The following is an 18,064-nucleotide window of genomic DNA, read 5'->3' as shown; positions in this document are numbered from 1 at the left end:
CGCCGGTGGCGGGGCGGCCGGGAGCACGTCGTCGGCGCCCGGGACCAACTCGGCCGGGACAGCGCAATCGAGCGGCGGCTCCGGCCCACGGGGATCGACGACCGTCGGCCGACCCGGCAATCCTGCAGGCGGCACCAATATCGGACGCATCGATGGGACCGTCACGCCCGGACCCTCGCTGCAGGGCGACGACCAGATTCGTTCGGAGACCTCCCGCGATTCCGAGGCGGATCGAAAGATCAAAGGCATCTGCAGGGGATGCTGAGCCCATGATGCTGACCCCGATCAGCAGGGCTATCGCAGTTGAGATTTTCCCTGCGGCCATCCTTCGAGACGCCCGCTTGAGGCGGGCTCCTCAGGATGAGGTCGGAGTGCGCGGCAGCAGTTTCAACGGGCACTGACACCGATTAGCCTCATCCTGAGGAGGCGCGTCAGCGCCGTCTCGAAGGACGAGGCGTGCGCGCAGACCGCCGCCACAAGTCATATGCGATTTGCGCTGCCCCTGATCAGGACGCCGGCTTGACCGGCGTCCAGTCCAGGTCCGCATCATCGCAAGGCTCGGGGTCGGCCGGGCAAGGCCTGATCTTCAACTCGTCCTCGAGCACCGCCTCGCCCTCGGCATGCTCGACCAACCCCGCCTCATCGGCTTTCTCCAGCGCTTCCTCCTTGGTCGGAAACGTGCGGCTCATCTTCTCTCCGTCCTTGAACAGGGCGTATGCCATGATCGCCTCTCTGGCTTCCGTCGCTACGCACTATGCGATTTCCCTGAGGTGACTCAGGGTCGACAATCCGAGGCCACTCAAAGCAAGCAAGAACGATCTTCTCGGCATGTGCATCTCCAACATGTGAGCGACAGACGCAGCGTTGATACCGAACGTTCCTATCGGGAATGAAGCCGATAACCAATCGCGCACGCGTGCCGACGAATGTCTGGCTCGTCTTAACGCATGTTAGTCTCGATGAATTGGCACGATTGATCGCAAGCTCGATCCCAGTGACCTGCTGATCGCCATAGGAACGTGCGCGTGTGGCATGGCTTGATTCCGTATCGGAAGTGCCGAGCCGCGCACGAGTTCACCACATGGAAGACAGACAAAGCAATTTCCCGACGTCCGCATGCGTCCTTCTCGGACTTGGCCTCGGCGCATTCTTCGACGGCATCGTCTTTCATCAGCTGCTGCAATGGCATCATATGTTAAGCGGCTGGTATCCGCTTAATTCCATCGAGAACATCACCCTCAATACGACTTGGGACGGCATCTTTCACAGTACCGCCTACGTCCTCGTGCTCGCCGGGCTTTTCCTGATGTGGCAGCGGACACGCCGAAGCGCGCCGCGGTGGTCCGGCTCGCAGTGTTTCGGGACGATCCTGATCGGGTGGGGCATCTTCAATCTCGCTGAAGGCGTGGTCGATCACCAGATCCTGAGATTGCATCAGGTGAACGAGACCGTGCCCGACGGCCAGCGCATTTTCTGGGATATCGGCTTCCTGCTGTGGGGAGCTGCGATGATCGGAATGGGCGTTGCCATGGCACGCGTGGGGGCGCAGGAGGGAGTGCATGCGAAAGGCAGTCTACAGGGTCGTTAGAAACACGCCGCCGGCTCTGGTCCACGTGATCTTTCTGCTGCTGCTCGTGCTCGCGACGGCACCAGCGTTTCGGCCAGTGCTGTTCGGCCTCTCCGTCGATGATCTCTTGCAGTTGCGCTGTTTTTCGCCGGTCTGAGCGCGGAGGTGACCATGGTGGAGTTCAGGCTTCCTAGAAATTCCAGCGCCCACACGCGAGGCGCCACTTCGCAAAACAGGAACCATGGCTGCGGCGTTCGCTTATCAGACGCGAGTTGGAGGCGCCTGATGGGAAAGAAGCAATTTGCCGCTCTGCCGTTTCGTCTGGACAAGTCCGAGCTGCGGGTGATGCTGATCACGACCAGGCGCAAGCGCAGGTGGAGCGTCCCAAAGGGATCGCCGATGCGCAACAAGGAGCCGCACCTGACGGCTGCGCTCGAAGCCTATGAGGAGGCGGGCCTGGTCGGTGTCGTGGCCACGCGCGCACTGGGCAGCTTCAAGCATCGCAAGCGAAAAGGTGATCGCAAGTGGACCATGAACGTTGCCGTCTTCCCCATGAAGGTGCACGGGCGGGAGCGTTGGTGGCCCGAGAAGGGCGAGCGGGAGGCAATCTGGGTCTCGCCGAAGACGGCGGCGCGCCTGGTGCACAAGGCGCAGCTCCGGCGCCTGATCGCCCGGTTCGCGGCGCAGACGGCGCGCGAGACATCCTCGCCGCTGAGCCGGTGAGGGGTCGTCCGGGATTAGGAACGCGTCGCGCGCCCAATCATTCAAGGTTGATGGACCAACAAAACACGGGGCTCATATCGGAGGAGCGGCCGCCTCACGACATCCTGGCAGCGGCGATCGAGCGACGCCGCGCCGTCTTGTTCGTGGGCGCCGGTGTCTCGATGGCCGTCGGCCTGCCGTCCTGGCAGTCCCTGATCGATCATCTCCTTGACGATCTCGGCCTCGATCGCAACGTCATCGATGGAATGCATGGCGGCTATCAGATGCTCGCGGAATATTATCGGATCAAGCGCGGCGGGATCGGCCCGCTGCGCAGCTGGCTCGACCGCAATTGGCGTGTCGACCCCGAGAAGATCGCCGCTTCAGAGCTGCACCGGATGATCGTCGAGCTGGATTTTCCGGTCATCTACACCACCAATTACGACCGCAACCTGGAAACCGCGTTCGACGTGCTGAACAAGCCCTTTGCGAAGATCAGCAACGCGAAGGAGATCGCGAGCGCGCGTGCCGGTGTCACCCACATCATCAAGTTTCACGGCGACTTCGACGACGATGCTTCGCTAGTTCTGACCGAGACCGACTTTCTGAACCGGCTCGCCTTCAATTCCCCGCTCGATATCCGCTTTCGCGCCGATGCGCTGGGAAGCACACTGCTTTTCGTCGGATACAGCATGTCCGATCCGAACATCCGGCTGCTGCTGCACCGGATCTGGCAGATCTGGGACGAGTCCGGGCACAGCCAGGACCGGCCGAGATCCTTCGTGTTCGTCGCGCAGCGCAATCCGGTGCAGGAGGCCGTGCTCGCGAACTGGGGCATTACCACGATCGCCCCGCCCGACGGCATGGCTGCCGATGACGGTCTCAGGCGGTTGCTGCGCGACATTCGCGAGCGGCGTGACGGCAGGACAGTGCCTAGCTCGGGTCCCGACACCGAGAGACATCGCTAGGGCCGCCGCACGCTGCAGATCTCGTTCGGGGCTGGCGTGAGGCTCGCGGCATATTGCATGTCCAGAAAGCCGGCGCGCCAGCGCTGCGCCATGGCCGTCTCCGACAGGTCGAAGGATTTTTCCGGCCCGGCTTCCTCGCGGCCCGGGCGGTAGCTCAGGAGATAGACCTCGTCCTCGTAGTGGAGGTCCTGAAGCTCGGCGCGAAGCTGACGGGCCTCCAGCGCGTAGCCGAGGCGCTGGAAGGTCTGGTTGCCGAAGGTCAGGTCGCTCTTGCGCTCGGAGGCGGCCTCGAGTCCGTCAGGGACCTTGCCATCACGCGGAAACAGATCGATCACATAGAGGCGGAGCGGGCCTGCAGTCTCCAGGATCGGATCGAACGGCGCGTTCAGCGAGAACCCGCCGTCGACGAGCCAGCGGCCGGCGATCTGCACCGGAGCGAATTCGGGGAGAAAGCCGCAGCTGGCCAGGATATGGTCCATTTCGATCCGCTCCGACGCGGAGTCGAACAGCACGGCATCGCCGCTCTCGACGTCCGTGGCGCAGATCGTGATCCGCAGATCGCCGCCGTTCAGACGTCCGAAATCGATCAAGCGCTGCAGGCGTTGCCGGGTCGGGCCGAGATCGTAGAGGCCCCCGTAGTGAGAAGCCGGAATGGGGAGGCGGGGATGGAAGTAGCCCGAATGACCCAGCACGCGCGTACTGATCGAGCTCAGCCACGCAAACGCGTGGCGGCCCGCGTTCGGCACGTCGGCTGGACTGCTTAGTGCATGCCAATAGCTGCGCAGAGTCTGCAGCCGGTCGTCGCGCGCGCTCCCCGCGATCAGCGCGGCCGTGATGGCCCCGGCCGACGAACCCGTCACCCAGTCGATCGGCAGCCGAAGAGAGGTGAAGGCTTCAAACACACCGCCATGATAAGCACCGAGGCCGAGGCCGCCGGAGAATGCGACGGTCGTGAGAGGGCGCTCGGCTGCGGTTGTCCCGTGATCGCGAACGGACGGCAACGCGGCTACTCCGGCAGAGGCGTGTCGGCGATGTCCAGCAGCGCGCCGAGGCCTTGGCGGAGGCGCCGCGTCGCGATGCTGTCGTTGGCAAGGCCGAACACCACGAGCGAGCGCGCGGTCACCGCGTAAGCATGCCCGAACTCGAACTCGGCCATCGGCGCGTCGGGCCGATTCGTGTCGATCAGGCCGAGCCAGCTGTGTCCTTCGGTGACCTCCGGCAGGGTGAAATTCACGACGTCGTGGTGCGCGTTGTAGACCAGCAGCATGGTCGCATCCGAGCCGCGGCGCTTGATCCCGGTCTCCTGCGCGCGGCCGTCGAGCAGCATGCCGAAGCATTTGGCGTTGCCGTCCTGCCATTGCTCCGTCGTCATCTCCTCGCCGGACGGCGACAGCCAGGTGACATCCTTGACGTCGAGCTCCTCGTTGTGCGAGCCGACCAGGAAGCGGCTGCGATATAGGATCGGAAACGCCTTGCGGGTGGCGATCAGCTTGCGCACGAACTCGCGCAGGCTGCGGCCGTTCGCGGTGATGCCCATCCAATTGAGCCAGGTGGTCTCGTTGTCCTGGGCGTAAGCGTTGTTGTTGCCGTTCTGGGTGTGCCCGAACTCGTCGCCTCCGAGCAGCATCGGCGTGCCGTGGGACAGCAGCATCGTCGCCAGCAGATTCCGCTTCTGGCGCTCACGCAAGGCGGTGATCTCGGGGTCGTTGGTCGGCCCTTCGACGCCGCAATTCCAGGAATGGTTGTTGCTGTGACCGTCGCGATTGTCCTCGCCATTCGCCTCGTTATGCTTGTCGTTGTAGGAGACGAGATCGTTGAGGTTGAAGCCGTCATGCGCGGTGACGAAATTGACGCTGGCCCAGGGCCGGCGTCCGCGCTTGTTGAAGAGGTCGCCGGAGCCCGAAACGCGCTTGGCGACGTCGGCCAGCGTGCCCGGATCGCCCTTCCAGAAGGCGCGCACCGTGTCCCTGAACTTGTCGTTCCACTCGGCCCAGCCCGGCGGGAACTGACCGACCTGGTAGCCACCGGGCCCGATGTCCCAGGGTTCTGCGATCAGCTTGACGCTGGAGAGCACGGGATCCTGGCGGCAGGCGTCGAGGAAGCCGCCGCCTTCATCGAAGCCATAGGGTTCGCGCGCCAGGATGGTGGCGAGATCGAAACGGAAGCCGTCGACCCGCATCTCGGTCGCCCAGTAGCGCAAGGAATCGGCGACGAGTTGCAGCACACGCTGATGCGAGAGATTGACGGTGTTTCCGGTACCGGTGTCGTTGATGTAGTAGCGCTTCTCGTCCGGCAGCAGGCGGTAATAGCTGGCATTGTCGATGCCTTTGAACGACAGGGTCGGGCCGAGCTCGTTGCCTTCGGCGGTGTGATTGTAGACGACGTCGAGAATAACCTCGATGCCATGGGCGTGAAACTGGTTGACCATGGCCTTGAATTCGTTGGCCGATGTCGCTTTCAGGTAACGCGGCTCCGGCGCGAAGAAGGCAATGGAGTTGTAGCCCCAGTAGTTACGCAGGCCTTTCTCGACCAGATAGCTGTCGTCGACGAAGGCATGGATCGGTAATAGCTCGGCGCTGGTGATGCCGAGCGAGCGCAAGTAAGCCGGGATTTCCGAATGTGCGAGCCCCGAGAACGTGCCGCGATCGGCTTCCGGCACCAGCGGATGCAGCTGGGTGAAGCCCTTGACGTGCATCTCGTAGACGATCGTGCGCTCCCACGGCACTTCCGGCTTGCGCGCCACGCCCCAGGTAAAGGCGGGATCGATGACGCGGCATTTCTGCATCAAGGGCGCGCTGTCGCGTTCATCATAGGACAGGTCCTTGTCGGCGTGATCCAGCCGGTAGCCGAACAGCTCCGGCCCCCAGCGGAGCTGGCCGACCAGCTGCCTGGCGTAGGGATCGAGCACGAGCTTGTTGGGATTGAAGCGGTGGCCGGCGTCGGGTTGGTAAGGACCATGGACGCGATAGCCGTAGACGGTCCCGGGACGGGCGGAGGGCAGATAGCCGTGCCAGACCTCGTCGGTATATTCGGGCAGCTCGATGCGCTCGAGCTCGGCTTCGCCGGTATCGTCGAACAGGCAGAGCTCGACCTTGGTGGCGTGGGCGGAGAACAGCGCGAAATTGACGCCGAGGCCATCCCAGGTGGCGCCGAGCGGGAAAGGTCTGCCTTCGGTGATCCGGGTGCGGCGCAGGCGTGAGGCCGTCCGCGTCAGGGCCTCGTCTGAATGTGCTGGCTGGTCCATCTCCGCCCCCGGGTTGCCCGTCAGGATGTCGGCGCAGTCGCGGCGGTGGGCTCCACGTCGGCCGGCTTGGACGGCGCGTTGGCTTTTTGCAGAGCCGCCTCCTTGCTGATGGCCGGAATGGAGTTGCCGATCCGCCCGACGATCGCGATCAGCTCAGCGTCCGAAAGTCCGAGCCGTTTCTTGACGAGGCGCACCTGGGCGCGGTCGGTCAGGTCGAGCTTGTTGCGGATCAGTTGCGGCTTCGGGCGGCGCATGGCCACGGCTCCTGTCTGGGGTGGTAACCGTCGCGCTGCTGATTCCGTTCCCGTTGCGCTGCAAATGTCCGGCGTCGGCGCCGTGGAGGAACGAACGCACACGGCTCCGCTTTGTCGCCCCGACGCGCGCAATTGCACGCCGAAGTGGGCATGCCGCGAAAGGGGATGGGCTTGAGTCAAAGACTGGGAATGGCCGAGCAAAGTCGGCGCCATGGTCCTCAGATCGTCGATCATGGGGTCTCGTTCAACCTGTGGGCGCCGACGGCGCGATCGGTCGAGCTGTTCGAAATCGGCCAGCCGCCACGCAAGATGCCGCGCGATGCGGACGGCTGGTATCAGCTATTGAGCCAAACTGCGCGCGCCGGCACGCGCTATCAGTTCAGGATCAACCAAGACCTCGTCGTGCCCGATCCCGCCTCGTGCTTCCAGCCGGACGACGTCGGCGCGCCGAGCGAGGTGGTCGACATGGCCGCGTTGAGGGACCCGGTGCTCTATCCGGGCCGTCCCTGGGCGGAAGCCGTGATCTACGAGCTGCATGTCGGCACGTTCAGCGAGGAGGGGACCTATGCCGGCGTCGAGAAGAAGCTGCCTTATCTTCGCGATCTCGGCATCACCGCCATCGAGCTGATGCCGCTCAACGACGTCCCCGGGCGGCACAATTGGGGCTATGACGGCGTGCTCCTGAACGCGCCGAATGCCCGCTATGGCCGGCCGGAGGATCTCAAGCGGCTGCTGCGCGCGGCGCATGCCCTTGACCTCATGGTCTATCTCGACGTCGTCTATAACCATTTCGGGCCGCAGCTGAACTATCTGCATCTCTATGCGGAGAACTTCTTCAACCCGCGCCACACCACCGGGTGGGGGCCCGCCGTCAACCTCGAAGGAGCCGACGGCGCGTTCGTGCGCGGGTTTCTGATCGAGAATGCCCTGATGTGGCTGCGCGATTATGGGTTCGACGGCCTGCGCTTCGATGCCGTTCATGCGCTGAAGGACGACTCGAAACGTCATTTCCTGGTCGAGCTCGCCGAGACCCTGCGCAGCCAGCTGGCGGGCCGGCGCATCCATCTGATGCTGGAGAACGAGGCCAATCAGGCGCACCTGCTCGCGCGTTCGCAGGGACGAGCGACGTACTACGATGCGCAATGGGGCGACGATTTCCACAACGCGCTTCACGTCCTGCTCACGGGCGAGGACGAAGGTTATTACCGGGCGTTTGCGGACAAGCCGCTCGAGCATTTGGCGCGATCCCTCACCGAGGGCTTTGCCTATCAGGGCGAGGTGTTTCCCCTGCACCAGGCGCCGCGCGGCGAGCCGAGTGCTCATCTGCCGCCCGAAGCGACCATCTTCTTCGCCCAGAACCACGACCAGGTCGGCAACCGCGCCTTCGGGGAGCGGCTGTCGCGGTTGGTCGGTCCGGACAAGCTGGAGCTGGCCCTCGCACTGGTTCTGCTCAGCCCGCATATTCCAATGCTGTTCATGGGCGAGGAAGCGGCAGCCGAAACGCCCTTCCTGTTCTTCGCCGACTGGACGGGCGAAGCCGCCGAACTGACACGGGAAGGCCGCCGCAAGGAGTTTTCGCACTTCAAGGCGTTCGCGACGCCCGAAACGCGCGCCGGAATCCCGGACCCGTGCGACGAAAGAACCTTCCTCGCCTCCAAGCTGGACTGGTCCAGCATCGAGCAATCGCCTTCCGGCACCAGGTTCCGAGCACTGACGACGCAGTTGTTGACGATCCGGCGCGAGAAGATCGTGCCGCTGGTCAAACGCGGGTTCGTTTCGGCGCAGCGACAATTGCTCGGCGCGGATCCCAGCATGGGCGGCGTGGATGTGCGCTGGCAGACCGAGCAGGGCGACGTTCTGCAGATTGTCGCCAATCTCGCCGACCTCGAACTGCCGATGCCCTCGCTGGTCGACGGCGAGAGCCTGTGGCGATTGCACTCTCATGACGCCGGAGCACTTGGGCCCGGCGACATGATCGTGAGGCTTGGCCGCAAGCGCTGACGACAGACGAGGTTCAGCGCTCTCAGGCTAGCTGCCGGCACGGCTCGCGACGGCCGGTGTGGGCGAGGTCGCGAACTTGCCGAGCCCAAGATAGACGAGGCCCGCCACGCCGATTCCGAACAGCCAGCTCAGATCGGCACCGCCGAGCAGATAGATCGAGATCGGCCCCTGCAGCGCGCTGACGAGGCCGTCCTGCACCAGCCATCCGGCAACGAGGCCGGCGAAGAACGCGATCATGCCGGCCCAGTTGATGTCGCCATAGGCGCTGCTCTCCGGCGAGCGATAGAGCTCGGCCACCTCGATCTTGCCTTTGCGCTTGATGTAGAAGTCGGCGAGCACCACGCCGGCCCACGGGCTCATCCACAACAGCAGGCTGATCATCCAATGGTCGAACGCCTTCGCGAAGGACGGCGCGAAGATGAAGTAGAGGGTGACCAGATAGCCGGCGACGCCGACGATGACGGTGAGCCAGAAGCGCGAGAGTTTCAGCCCCGCGCTTAAGGCGGCCAGCGCCGCCGAATAGACGTTGAGGATGTTGGTAGCGATCGGGCCGTGCAGCACCATCAGGAGGACAAGGATGCTGACGGGACCGCCGAACACCGCGCTGACCATCTTGGCGGGATCCGTGTCCAGCGTCGTCGAGGCAATGGTCGCGCCGAGAATGCCGAGCCAGACCGTCGGCACGAACATACCGACATAGCTGTACCAGAACACGGCTTTCGACGGCGTGGAGCGCGGCACGAAGCGCGAATAGTCGGAGGCCCAGGTGACCCAGGAAATCCCCCAGCCGACGCCGATTGCGGTCATCAGCATCGTCAGCATCGCCAGATGCGCGCCTGGTGGCAGCGAGGTGGTCAGGTTCCAGTTGACGACGCCGGGCCGCGTCCAGGCCAGCACGCTCATCAGCACCATGATGGCGATGGTCGGCGGCACCGTGTACTTCTCGAAGGTGCGGATCGCGTAGAAGCCGTAGACGCCGATCATCACCTGCACCGCCATCACCAGCGTGATGACGATCATCTCGACCAGCCAGGTGTCGGGCACGCCGAACTGGCCGAGGATGCCCATCGAGACCTTGACCGGGAAATAGGTGTTCACGCCGATCCAGCCCAGCGTCATCAGGAACATCAGGATGCTCGGCAGGTAGGCGCCGCGGACGCCGAAGGCGGACCGGCTCAGCACCATCTGGTTGACGCCGGTCTTGTGTCCCATCACCGTGAAGGTCGCGAAGATCGCGCAGCCCACGATGTTGCCGAGCACGATGACCGCGATTGTCTCCATCAGGCCGAGCTTGAGGATGATGCCGAGCGCGCCGAGCGCCCAGTTCACCGGCGCGATGTTGGCGCCGGCCCAGATCCACATCTGCTGCGGCCCGGAGGAGTCCCGGTCCGCGTCGGGAATTGGCTCGATGCTGTGAATATCAGCGCGAAGTTCGGAATCCGTCATGGCATCCCCCAATACGAAGCACGCTTCGCATCATCGCAGCATAAATCGTGCCATGGGTCGCGGAGCGGCCGGGCCGGGCGCGTTTCGATGCCGGACGCAGCGAGGCTCGCCTCGAATGCGACTGCGTTTTCGAGCGCGGGGCATGCCGACGCGCCGGCCTGCCGCGGCACACCGGACCCGCCGGATAGTGGCGCTCGATGCACGGCCGGGCAGCGGTACGATGATAAATTAAGCAGCCCAACTCAAAAGCGCAGCACTCGCCTCTAGTCGAATAGGGCAGCGGCGCTGTCGCGACTGGGATGGCCGGCCACGATGCGCTGCATCATCTCGATGAAGAGCGCCTGTTCCCGCTGGCTCAAATCACCGAGCGTTGCGCGATGCGCCCGCCGTGCCGCGCCCTCGATTTTAACCAGCAGCGCGGCGCCGGCCGGCGTCAGGCGGCACAATCGCGCGCGCCGATCGTCCTTGTTCACCGCGCGCTCGACAAGGTTGCGCGCCGCGAGGCGCTTCAACGCACCGGTCGTCGTAGTGCGATCGAGCGCGATATCGGCCGCCAAAGTGGTCTGATCGGCGGTTTCTCGCACCGCCAGCGCCGAGAGCAGGCTGTATTGCAGCGGCGTGACCTCGAATTCGCCGCAGGCTTCCTGAAACAGCGCGACGTGAATCTGGTGCAGCCGGCGGATCAGATAGCCGGGCCGTTCCGACAAGGGCCAGGGGCGGTGCCGCGTCCCGCCGCGACGTGTCTTCGCTTGCCGCAATGCACACACTCCCAAGCCGAAACCCTGCCGCGCTTAGCTCGATTCGAGTGCGCCTGCCACATCGGGATCATGGCACGATGCTTGCTTTTGTCAAAATGCGAAGCATGCTTCGTAATTCGAGGGACGAAGCCGTCGCCCCTCGCAAGAAGAGGAGAGCGCCATGTCCGTCACTGCCAGCTTCGATCTTCTGCTCCGGGGTGGCCGCGTGATCTGTCCGGCCTCCGGCATCGATGGCCTCAAGGACGTCGCCATCCGCAATGGCAAGATCGCGGCGGTCGCATCCGACATTCTGCCGACCAGCGCGAAGGAGGTCGTCGATGTCAGCGGCAAGCTGGTGCTGCCCGGGCTGATCGACACCCACGCCCATGTCTATCAATATGTCTCCGGCCGTTTCGGCATGAACCCCGACATGGTGGGCGTGCAGTCCGGCGTGACGACGCTGGTCGATCAGGGCGGTCCGTCCTGCATGACGCTGCCGGGTTTCCGCCATTTCATCGCGGAAGCCTCGGCCTCGCGCGTCTATGCGTTTATCTCCGCCTATCTCGTCGGCGGCCTCGAGGGCCATTTCTATCCGCAGCTCTACAGCCCCGACGGCGTCGACATCGATGCGACCGTCAAGGCGGCAACCGCCAACCTCGATCTCGTGCGCGGCATCAAGGCCCATGCCGAGATCGGCGGCTTCGCGCGCTGGGGCATTCGCGTGATCGAGATGGCGGCCGAGATCGGCAAGCGCGCCGACCTGCCGGTCTATGTGCATTTCGGCCAACTCTGGGGCCTGCCCGAGAGCGGCGCCAATGGCGAGGATGCCGACACCATCCTCACCCGCGTGATCCCGCTCTTGCGCGAGGGCGACATCCTCGCTCATCCCTTCACGCGCCATCCCGGCGGCTTCGTCAATCGCGAGGGCGAGGTGCATCCGGTGATCCAGGCCGCGCTCGACCGCGGCCTCAAGGTCGATGTCGGCCACGGCAGCCATTTCTCCTATCGGCTCGCGAAGAAGGCGATCGCTGCCGGCATCATTCCGACCACGCTCGGCGCCGACATCCACGGCTACAACACCCATGTGCCCGCGCCGGCCGGAACGCCCGACCAGCACGAGGACGATGAGAACCATCCCTTCGCGGGACAAGCCAAGTTCAGCCTGGTCCAGGCGATGAGCTCGATGATGGCGCTCGGCCTGTCGCTGGAGCAGGTGGTGCCGATGGTCACCGCCAATCCCGCAAGAATGCTTGGCCGCAGCCACGAGATCGGCGCGCTCAAGATCGGCATGGACGCCGACGTCTCCGTGCTCACGGAGAGAAACGGCCGCTTCGTCCTGAAGGACAACGAGAACAACGAGGTGATTGCCGAGCGCCTGCTGCAGCCAGCCTTCTGCCTGCGCGCCGGCACCCGCTTCGATGCGGTCGCGCCGATCCTGCCGCAGGCCGTCGCGGCATAAGGCCGGGCGGTGGAGGAGAACGCGAAGTTGCGCAGCGAGCGAGAATTTCCGGACGGAAAGACGGGGCAGGGCGTTGGCGCGCGGCTCCCGCGCAAGGAAGACGACCGCCTGATGCGCGGCCGCGGCCAATATGTCGGCGACGTCAGGCTCGCCGGCCTTCAGGACGTCGCCTTCGTGCGCAGCCCGCTGGCGCATGCGCGCATCCGCGGCATCCATGTGCCCGAACGCCATCGCGGCAGCGTGTTCACGGCGACCGATCTCGTCGGCATCAAGCCGATCCGTGCGGTGTCGGGCCTGCCGGGCTTCAAGATCTCGGAGCAGCCGGTGCTCGCCACCGGCAAGGTGCGCCAGGTCGGTGAGCTCGTCGCGATGTGCCTCGCGCCGACCCGCGCCGAGGCCGAGGACATCGCGGCCTCCGTGACGCTCGATCTGGAGGAGCTGCCGGCGATCCATGACATGCTGAAGGCGCGCGAGCCCGGCTCGGCGCTGGTGCACGAGCATTGGGGCGACAACGTCTTCCTGGAGACCAATTACGAGGTCGACATCTCCGCCGCGCTCGATGCGCCGATCAAGGTGACGCGCGAGATCTCGACGGCGCGGCAATGCATGTCGCCGCTGGAAGGCCGCGGCGTGGTCGCGAACTTCGACAAGAGGCTCGACCAGCTCACGCTGCATTCGGCGGCCCAGATGCCGCACATCACGCGCAGCGGCCTCGCCGAATGCCTCGACATGGAGGAGGGCCAGATCCGCGTCATCTCGCCCGACGTCGGCGGTGGTTTCGGTCACAAGGGAATTTTGCTGCCCGAAGAGGTCTGCCTGTCCTGGCTGACGATGCGCTGCGGCCATCCCGTCCGCTGGCTCGAAGACCGCCGCGAGCATCTCGTCGCCAGCTCCAATTGCCGCGAACATCATTACAAAATCACGGTCTATGCTGACCGTGACGGCACGCTGCGCGGCATCGATTGCGAAGCGACGGTGGATTCCGGCGCCTACTCGTCCTATCCGTTCTCCGCGTGTCTCGAAGCCGCGCAGGTCGCCAGCATCCTGCCCGGTCCCTACAAGATGCCGGCCTATCGCTGCCGCACCTTCTCGGTCGCCACCAACAAATGCCCGATCCTGCCCTATCGCGGCGTCGCGCGCACCGGCGTCTGCTTTGCGCTGGAATTGATGCTCGACCTCGTGGCGGCGGAAGCCGGCCTTGAGCCCGGCGAGGTGCGGCTACGCAATCTGGTGCGCCCTGAACAGATGCCGTTCGACAACATCACCAAGAAGCATTTCGACAGCGGCGATTATCCGGAAGCGATGCGCCGCGCGCTCGCGGCCATCGACATCGACGCCATCCGCGCCAGGCAAAAGCAGGACGAGGCCGACGGCCGCCGCATCGGCGTCGGCATCTCCATCTATTGCGAGCAGGCCGCGCACGGCACCTCGGTCTATTCCGGCTGGGGCATCCCGATGGTGCCGGGCCATGAGCAGGCCTCGGCGCGCCTGACGCCGGACGGTGGCCTTGAACTGCGCGTCGGCGTGCACTCGCACGGGCAGGGCATGGAGACGACGCTCGCCCAGGTCGCGCACGAAATCCTCGGCGTGGATGTCGCAAACATCCGCATCGTCCTCGGCGACACCGCGATGACGCCCTATTCGACCGGCACCTGGGGCTCGCGCTCGATGGTGATGGCGGGTGGTGCGGTCGCGACGGCCTGCCGCGAACTCGGCGAACGTGCGCGCCGCATCGGCGCGAAACTCTTGCAGCACGATCTGGCCTCCGTGGTGTTGCAGAACGGCGAGGTTCGCGGCGTCAACGGCAGCGTCAGCCTGAAGGCGATCGCCCACACCTGGTACCGCCGCCCGCAGGATTTGCCGCCAGACGTCGATCCCGGCGGGCTCGAGGTCACCCAAGGCTACAAGCCCGTGCGCGACAGCGGCACCTTCAGCTATGCCGCGCATGCAGCCGTGGTCGCGGTCGATCCTGATATCGGCGAGGTCGAGATCCTCGACTATGTGATCGTCGAGGACGGCGGCGTGCTGGTCAATCCGCTCGTCGTCGACGGCCAGATCTATGGCGGCCTCGCGCAAGGCATCGGCACCGCGCTCTACGAGGAAATGCCGTTCGACGCCTCCGGCCAGCCGCTGGCGACGACGCTCGCGGATTACCTGCTGCCCGGCCCGACCGAGGTCCCGGCCGCGCGCCTCGACCACATGGAGACGCCGTCGCCCTATACGCAATTCGGGGTGAAGGGCATCGGCGAGGGCGGCGCCATCGCACCGCCCGCCGCAATCGCCAATGCCGTCAACGACGCGCTGCGCCCGCTCGGCGTCGAGCTGATGCAGTCGCCGATCACGCCGCATCGCATCGTCGCGGCGGTGCTGGCCGCGCGTGCGGCTGAGAGGAGCGCGGCATGAAACCGGCGCCCTTCGCTTACGAGCGCCCGCGCGACCTCGATGCGGCCCTGTCGATGCTGGCCGCAAGCGGCGGATCGGCGAAGATCATCGCCGGCGGCCAGTCGCTCGGCCCGATGCTCAATCTGCGGCTGGTGCAGCCGGAGCTGATCATCGACATCTCCGGCCTTGCCGAGCTCAAGCGCGCAGAAGTCTCCGGCAGCGAGCTCGTGCTCGGCGCTCTTATCACCCATGCCGACATCGAGGACGGCCGCACCGCCGACGTGACCCGGGGTGCCATGCGGGCTGTCGCTGCCAACATCGCCTATCGTGCGGTGCGCAATCGCGGCACAATCGGCGGCTCGCTCAGCCATGCCGATCCCGCCGCGGACTGGATCTCGGCGCTGGCGGCCCTGGGTGCGCGCGTGACATTGCGCAGTCTTGCCGGTGTGCGATCGATGGCGGTCGAAGCGTTTGTGGTCGGTGCGCTGGAATCTGCGCTGCATGCCGGCGAGATCGTCGAGGCGGTCCACGTGCCGGCGCGATCGGCGACTGCGCATTGGGGTTATGCCAAGAGCTGCCGCAAGACCGGCGAATTCGCCCATGCCATCGGCGCGATATTGGTCGATCCCGCTGCCGCCTCGGCGCGTATCGTGATCGGTGCCATCGATACGACGCCGATCGTCATCACCGATGCCGCCGAGCTGTTCGGCGGCCGGATTGCCGCCGACTACAAGCAGCGCTTCGATGTCCGTGCCGCCGATGCCCTGCTCGCAAGCGCCGGCATCGACGATGCCGCGCAGCGCCACATCCATGTCAGCGTGCTGAAGCGCGCCGTTCTGGAGGCCGCGGCATGACCACGATCGCGCTTCAGGTCAATCGCCGCGCGGTGGAGCTGCACGCCGAGCCGCGCACCAGCCTTGCCGATTTCGTCCGCGACAGGCTCGATCTCACCGGCACGCATCTCGGCTGCGAGCATGGGGTCTGCGGCGCCTGCACTGTGCTGCTCGACGGCGTGCCGGCGCGCTCCTGCATCACCTATGCGGCGGCCTGCGAGGGCGCCGATGTCACCACGATCGAAGGCCTCGACGAGGACGAGATCACGACCGAGCTGCGCGCTGCCTTCGCCCGCGAGCATGCCCTGCAATGCGGCTATTGCACGCCCGGCATGCTGGTCTCGGCGCGCGACCTGGTGCTGCGTCTGCCCGACGCCGACGAGCGCCAGATTCGCATCGGCCTCAGCGGCAATCTCTGCCGCTGCACCGGCTATGTCGGCATTGTGCGCGCGGTGCAGTCCGTGATCGAGGCAAGGCGCGCGCGCAACGTCGCGCCGGTGGCGGATGGAGGCCGGACCGTCCTTGGTCCTGCCGGCTCGGGGCGAGCGGCAACCGCCCGGAACGAGCTGCGGCCTGCGCGGCACGCGCCAGCTCCGGCACCGGAAAGTGCCACCCCAAGCAGCATCCCCGACTTCACGCCGGCAACCGTGCTCGATCAGCGCTTCACGCTGCCGTATCCGCCGGCAAAGGTGTTCGCGATGTTCGAGGACATCGCAGGCATCGCCGCCTGCCTCCCTGGCGTATCGCTGTCGTCGACGCCAAAGCCGGAGCGCGTCGAAGGATCGATCCGCGTCAGGCTCGGTCCGATCGCAGCAAGCTTCGAGGGGGCCGCGCGTGTCGAGCGGGATCCCGCGACACTCTCGGGGCGCATCGTCGGCATCGGTACCGACCAGCGCAGCCATTCCGCGACGCAGGGCGAGATCCGTTACCGCCTGCTGCCGCTCGAAGGCGGCGCGGCGACCGCGGTCGAACTGTCGATCGGCTACACGCTCACGGGAATGCTGGCTCAGGTCGGTCGTCCCGGCCTCGTGCGAGACCTTGCAAAACGTCTCGTTGCGGAGTTCGTCGCCAATCTCGACCGCCACATGTCCGGCGCCTCGTCGGGGCAGGCAGGTCCGGCGGAGCTCAGCTTCTGGTCGATTGCATCGGACGTCTTGCGAGCCCGGCTCGCGCAAATATTTCGCCGCACCTTCGGAAGAGGTGGCGCGGAATGATCGGCGAACCGGCGCCGCGGAGTGACGAAGCCTGGACTGCCCTGACATCAACAGCGTGGGATTTGGAGAGACAAACATGACACGAACACTCGGACTGGTTCCGGCAATCGCGTTGGCGACGGCCTTGTTCGGCGGCGCCGCGGGGGCGCAGACCATCAAGATCGGCGTCAACGAGCCGCTCACCGGCGCGTTCGCGGCCTCAGGCACCTACGTCGTCAACGGTGCGAAGATCGCCGCCGACGAGATCAACGCCAAGGGCGGCATCCTCGGCAAGAAGATCGAGCTCGTCATCGAGGACAACAAGAGCAACCCGACGGAGGCCGCCGCCGTCGCCGAGAAGCTCATCACCAGCGACAAGGTGCCGGTCCTGATGGGCGCCTGGGGCTCGAGCCTGACGCTCGCGGTGATGCCGAAGCTGATGGAATACGAGACGCCGATGGTGGTGGAGACCTCGTCCTCCGGCAAGATCACGACGACGGGCAATCCCTTCATCTTCCGCATCTCGCCGCCCTCCGCGATCGAGGCGGCCGCGTTCAAGAACATCGTCGACAAGCTCGCGCTGAAAAAGGTCGACTTCCTTGTCATCAACAACGACTGGGGCCGCGGCACCGCCGAGGATTTCAGCAAGATGATGAAGGAGAAGGGCATCGGCATCGGCCTGGTCGAGACCATGGACCAGGGCGCGCAGGACATGAGCGCGCAGCTGTCCAAGATCAAGAGCTCGGACTCCGAGACCGTCATCGTCACCACCGCCGTCGACCAGCTCACGCTGATCTTCAAGCAGGCCGCCGCGCTTGGCCTGAAGAAGCGCATCATCACCACCGGCGGCTCGCAGAACCCGGACCAGATCATCGCCCAGGCGGGAGCGGCCGCCAACGGCACCATGCATCTGACGACCTTCCTGCCCTGGTTCCCGGACAAGACGCCGAACCCGGAAGCCACCAACTATTTCATCGCGGAATGGAAGAAGCGCGGCTTCGACTTCGCCGGCTGCACCGAGAGTTTTCGCGGCTATGACGGCATCCGCACCGTCGCCGCCGCGATCGAGAAGGCCGGCAAGGCCGAGCCTGCCGCGATCAAGGCGGCGCTCTGGAACATCAACATCAAGGGGCTGAACGGCGACATCGTGTTCCGCAAGTCGGGCCCCGAGGGCAAGGAAAGCGGTCAGAGCCAGCCGAACGTCTATCTCATCGAGATAGCCGACGGCAAGATCGAGATGAAGACGCTCTGACGCGCTTGTTCGCAGGCGAGGGCGGC

Annotated in this window: 16 protein-coding genes and 1 pseudogene; 11 read left to right on the top strand and 6 right to left on the bottom strand. The window is 65.3% G+C overall.

What is annotated here, in order from left to right:
* Positions 1 to 265: pseudogene (locus I6F28_RS33465) on the top strand (hypothetical protein); the annotation flags it as partial.
* A 241-nt stretch (positions 266 to 506) separates the two neighbouring features.
* Here the strand turns inward: I6F28_RS33465 and I6F28_RS33460 are convergent.
* Positions 507 to 722, bottom strand: coding sequence for a hypothetical protein (locus tag I6F28_RS33460; protein ID WP_036005032.1), 216 nt, complete (start codon positions 720 to 722; stop codon positions 507 to 509).
* Between the two features lie 359 nt (positions 723 to 1,081).
* Between I6F28_RS33460 and I6F28_RS33455 the strand changes: the two genes are divergently transcribed.
* The 4 genes from I6F28_RS33455 to I6F28_RS33440 all read left to right on the top strand — a co-directional run bounded on the left by I6F28_RS33455 (position 1,082) and on the right by I6F28_RS33440 (position 3,237).
* On the top strand, positions 1,082 to 1,588 hold the full coding sequence (locus tag I6F28_RS33455) for a DUF2243 domain-containing protein (protein ID WP_225143162.1): 507 nt from the start codon (positions 1,082 to 1,084) through the stop codon (positions 1,586 to 1,588).
* Positions 1,560 to 1,724: a hypothetical protein gene (locus I6F28_RS33450; RefSeq protein ID WP_225143160.1), complete on the top strand. Its 165-nt coding sequence runs from the start codon at positions 1,560 to 1,562 to the stop codon at positions 1,722 to 1,724. Before I6F28_RS33455 ends, I6F28_RS33450 begins: the two co-directional genes overlap by 29 nt.
* 128 nt (positions 1,725 to 1,852) lie before the next feature.
* The gene (locus tag I6F28_RS33445; RefSeq protein ID WP_225143158.1) at positions 1,853 to 2,290 is read left to right on the top strand and encodes an NUDIX hydrolase; all 438 of its coding nucleotides are present in this window, start codon (positions 1,853 to 1,855) and stop codon (positions 2,288 to 2,290) included.
* 50 nt (positions 2,291 to 2,340) lie between these two features.
* Positions 2,341 to 3,237 (top strand): SIR2 family NAD-dependent protein deacylase, encoded by an 897-nt coding sequence (locus I6F28_RS33440; RefSeq protein WP_225143156.1) that lies wholly within the window; start codon positions 2,341 to 2,343, stop codon positions 3,235 to 3,237.
* Here the strand turns inward: I6F28_RS33440 and I6F28_RS33435 are convergent.
* The 3 genes from I6F28_RS33435 to I6F28_RS33425 are packed head-to-tail and all read right to left on the bottom strand — an operon-like array spanning position 3,234 to position 6,735.
* Positions 3,234 to 4,238, bottom strand: coding sequence for a patatin-like phospholipase family protein (locus I6F28_RS33435; protein ID WP_225143154.1), 1,005 nt, complete (start codon positions 4,236 to 4,238; stop codon positions 3,234 to 3,236). The genes I6F28_RS33440 and I6F28_RS33435 overlap by 4 nt on opposite strands.
* A 5-nt stretch (positions 4,239 to 4,243) precedes the next feature.
* The gene (gene glgX, locus I6F28_RS33430; protein WP_225143152.1) at positions 4,244 to 6,481 is read right to left on the bottom strand and encodes a glycogen debranching protein GlgX; all 2,238 of its coding nucleotides are present in this window, start codon (positions 6,479 to 6,481) and stop codon (positions 4,244 to 4,246) included.
* 20 nt (positions 6,482 to 6,501) lie between these two features.
* Positions 6,502 to 6,735, bottom strand: coding sequence for a DUF3606 domain-containing protein (locus tag I6F28_RS33425; protein ID WP_036005232.1), 234 nt, complete (start codon positions 6,733 to 6,735; stop codon positions 6,502 to 6,504).
* 189 nt (positions 6,736 to 6,924) lie between these two features.
* Here I6F28_RS33425 and treZ point away from each other — a divergent pair, with 189 nt between their 5' ends.
* Entirely contained in the window at positions 6,925 to 8,736 is a 1,812-nt protein-coding gene (gene treZ / locus I6F28_RS33420) for a malto-oligosyltrehalose trehalohydrolase (RefSeq protein ID WP_225143150.1), read from the top strand.
* A 27-nt stretch (positions 8,737 to 8,763) separates the two neighbouring features.
* Here the strand turns inward: treZ and I6F28_RS33415 are convergent, their stop codons facing one another.
* On the bottom strand, positions 8,764 to 10,182 hold the full coding sequence (locus tag I6F28_RS33415) for a cytosine permease (RefSeq protein WP_057030087.1): 1,419 nt from the start codon (positions 10,180 to 10,182) through the stop codon (positions 8,764 to 8,766).
* A gap of 263 nt (positions 10,183 to 10,445) precedes the next feature.
* Positions 10,446 to 10,940, bottom strand: coding sequence for a MarR family winged helix-turn-helix transcriptional regulator (locus tag I6F28_RS33410; protein ID WP_225114753.1), 495 nt, complete (start codon positions 10,938 to 10,940; stop codon positions 10,446 to 10,448).
* A gap of 160 nt (positions 10,941 to 11,100) precedes the next feature.
* On the opposite strand from I6F28_RS33410, the gene I6F28_RS33405 reads away from it, so the two are divergent.
* From I6F28_RS33405 to I6F28_RS33385, 5 genes are all read left to right on the top strand, one after another.
* Positions 11,101 to 12,378, top strand: a complete 1,278-nt coding sequence (locus I6F28_RS33405) for an amidohydrolase/deacetylase family metallohydrolase (RefSeq protein WP_225143148.1) — start codon at positions 11,101 to 11,103, stop codon at positions 12,376 to 12,378.
* 111 nt (positions 12,379 to 12,489) lie between these two features.
* Entirely contained in the window at positions 12,490 to 14,781 is a 2,292-nt protein-coding gene (locus tag I6F28_RS33400; protein WP_249782174.1) for a xanthine dehydrogenase family protein molybdopterin-binding subunit, read from the top strand.
* On the top strand, positions 14,778 to 15,614 hold the full coding sequence (locus I6F28_RS33395) for an FAD binding domain-containing protein (protein WP_225114756.1): 837 nt from the start codon (positions 14,778 to 14,780) through the stop codon (positions 15,612 to 15,614). The genes I6F28_RS33400 and I6F28_RS33395 overlap by 4 nt, the downstream gene beginning before the upstream one ends.
* Positions 15,611 to 16,807, top strand: coding sequence for a xanthine dehydrogenase family Fe-S subunit (locus tag I6F28_RS33390; RefSeq protein WP_225143144.1), 1,197 nt, complete (start codon positions 15,611 to 15,613; stop codon positions 16,805 to 16,807). Before I6F28_RS33395 ends, I6F28_RS33390 begins: the two co-directional genes overlap by 4 nt.
* A 76-nt stretch (positions 16,808 to 16,883) precedes the next feature.
* On the top strand, positions 16,884 to 18,038 hold the full coding sequence (locus I6F28_RS33385; protein ID WP_036004998.1) for an ABC transporter substrate-binding protein: 1,155 nt from the start codon (positions 16,884 to 16,886) through the stop codon (positions 18,036 to 18,038).
* Positions 18,039 to 18,064 lie beyond the last annotated feature (26 nt).

Source organism: Bradyrhizobium sp. NBAIM14, assembly GCF_020193895.1.
GTDB lineage: Bacteria > Pseudomonadota > Alphaproteobacteria > Rhizobiales > Xanthobacteraceae > Bradyrhizobium > Bradyrhizobium yuanmingense.
The sequence above is the reverse complement of the archived record's forward strand: the minus strand, read 5'-3'. Positions and strand labels throughout refer to the sequence as shown.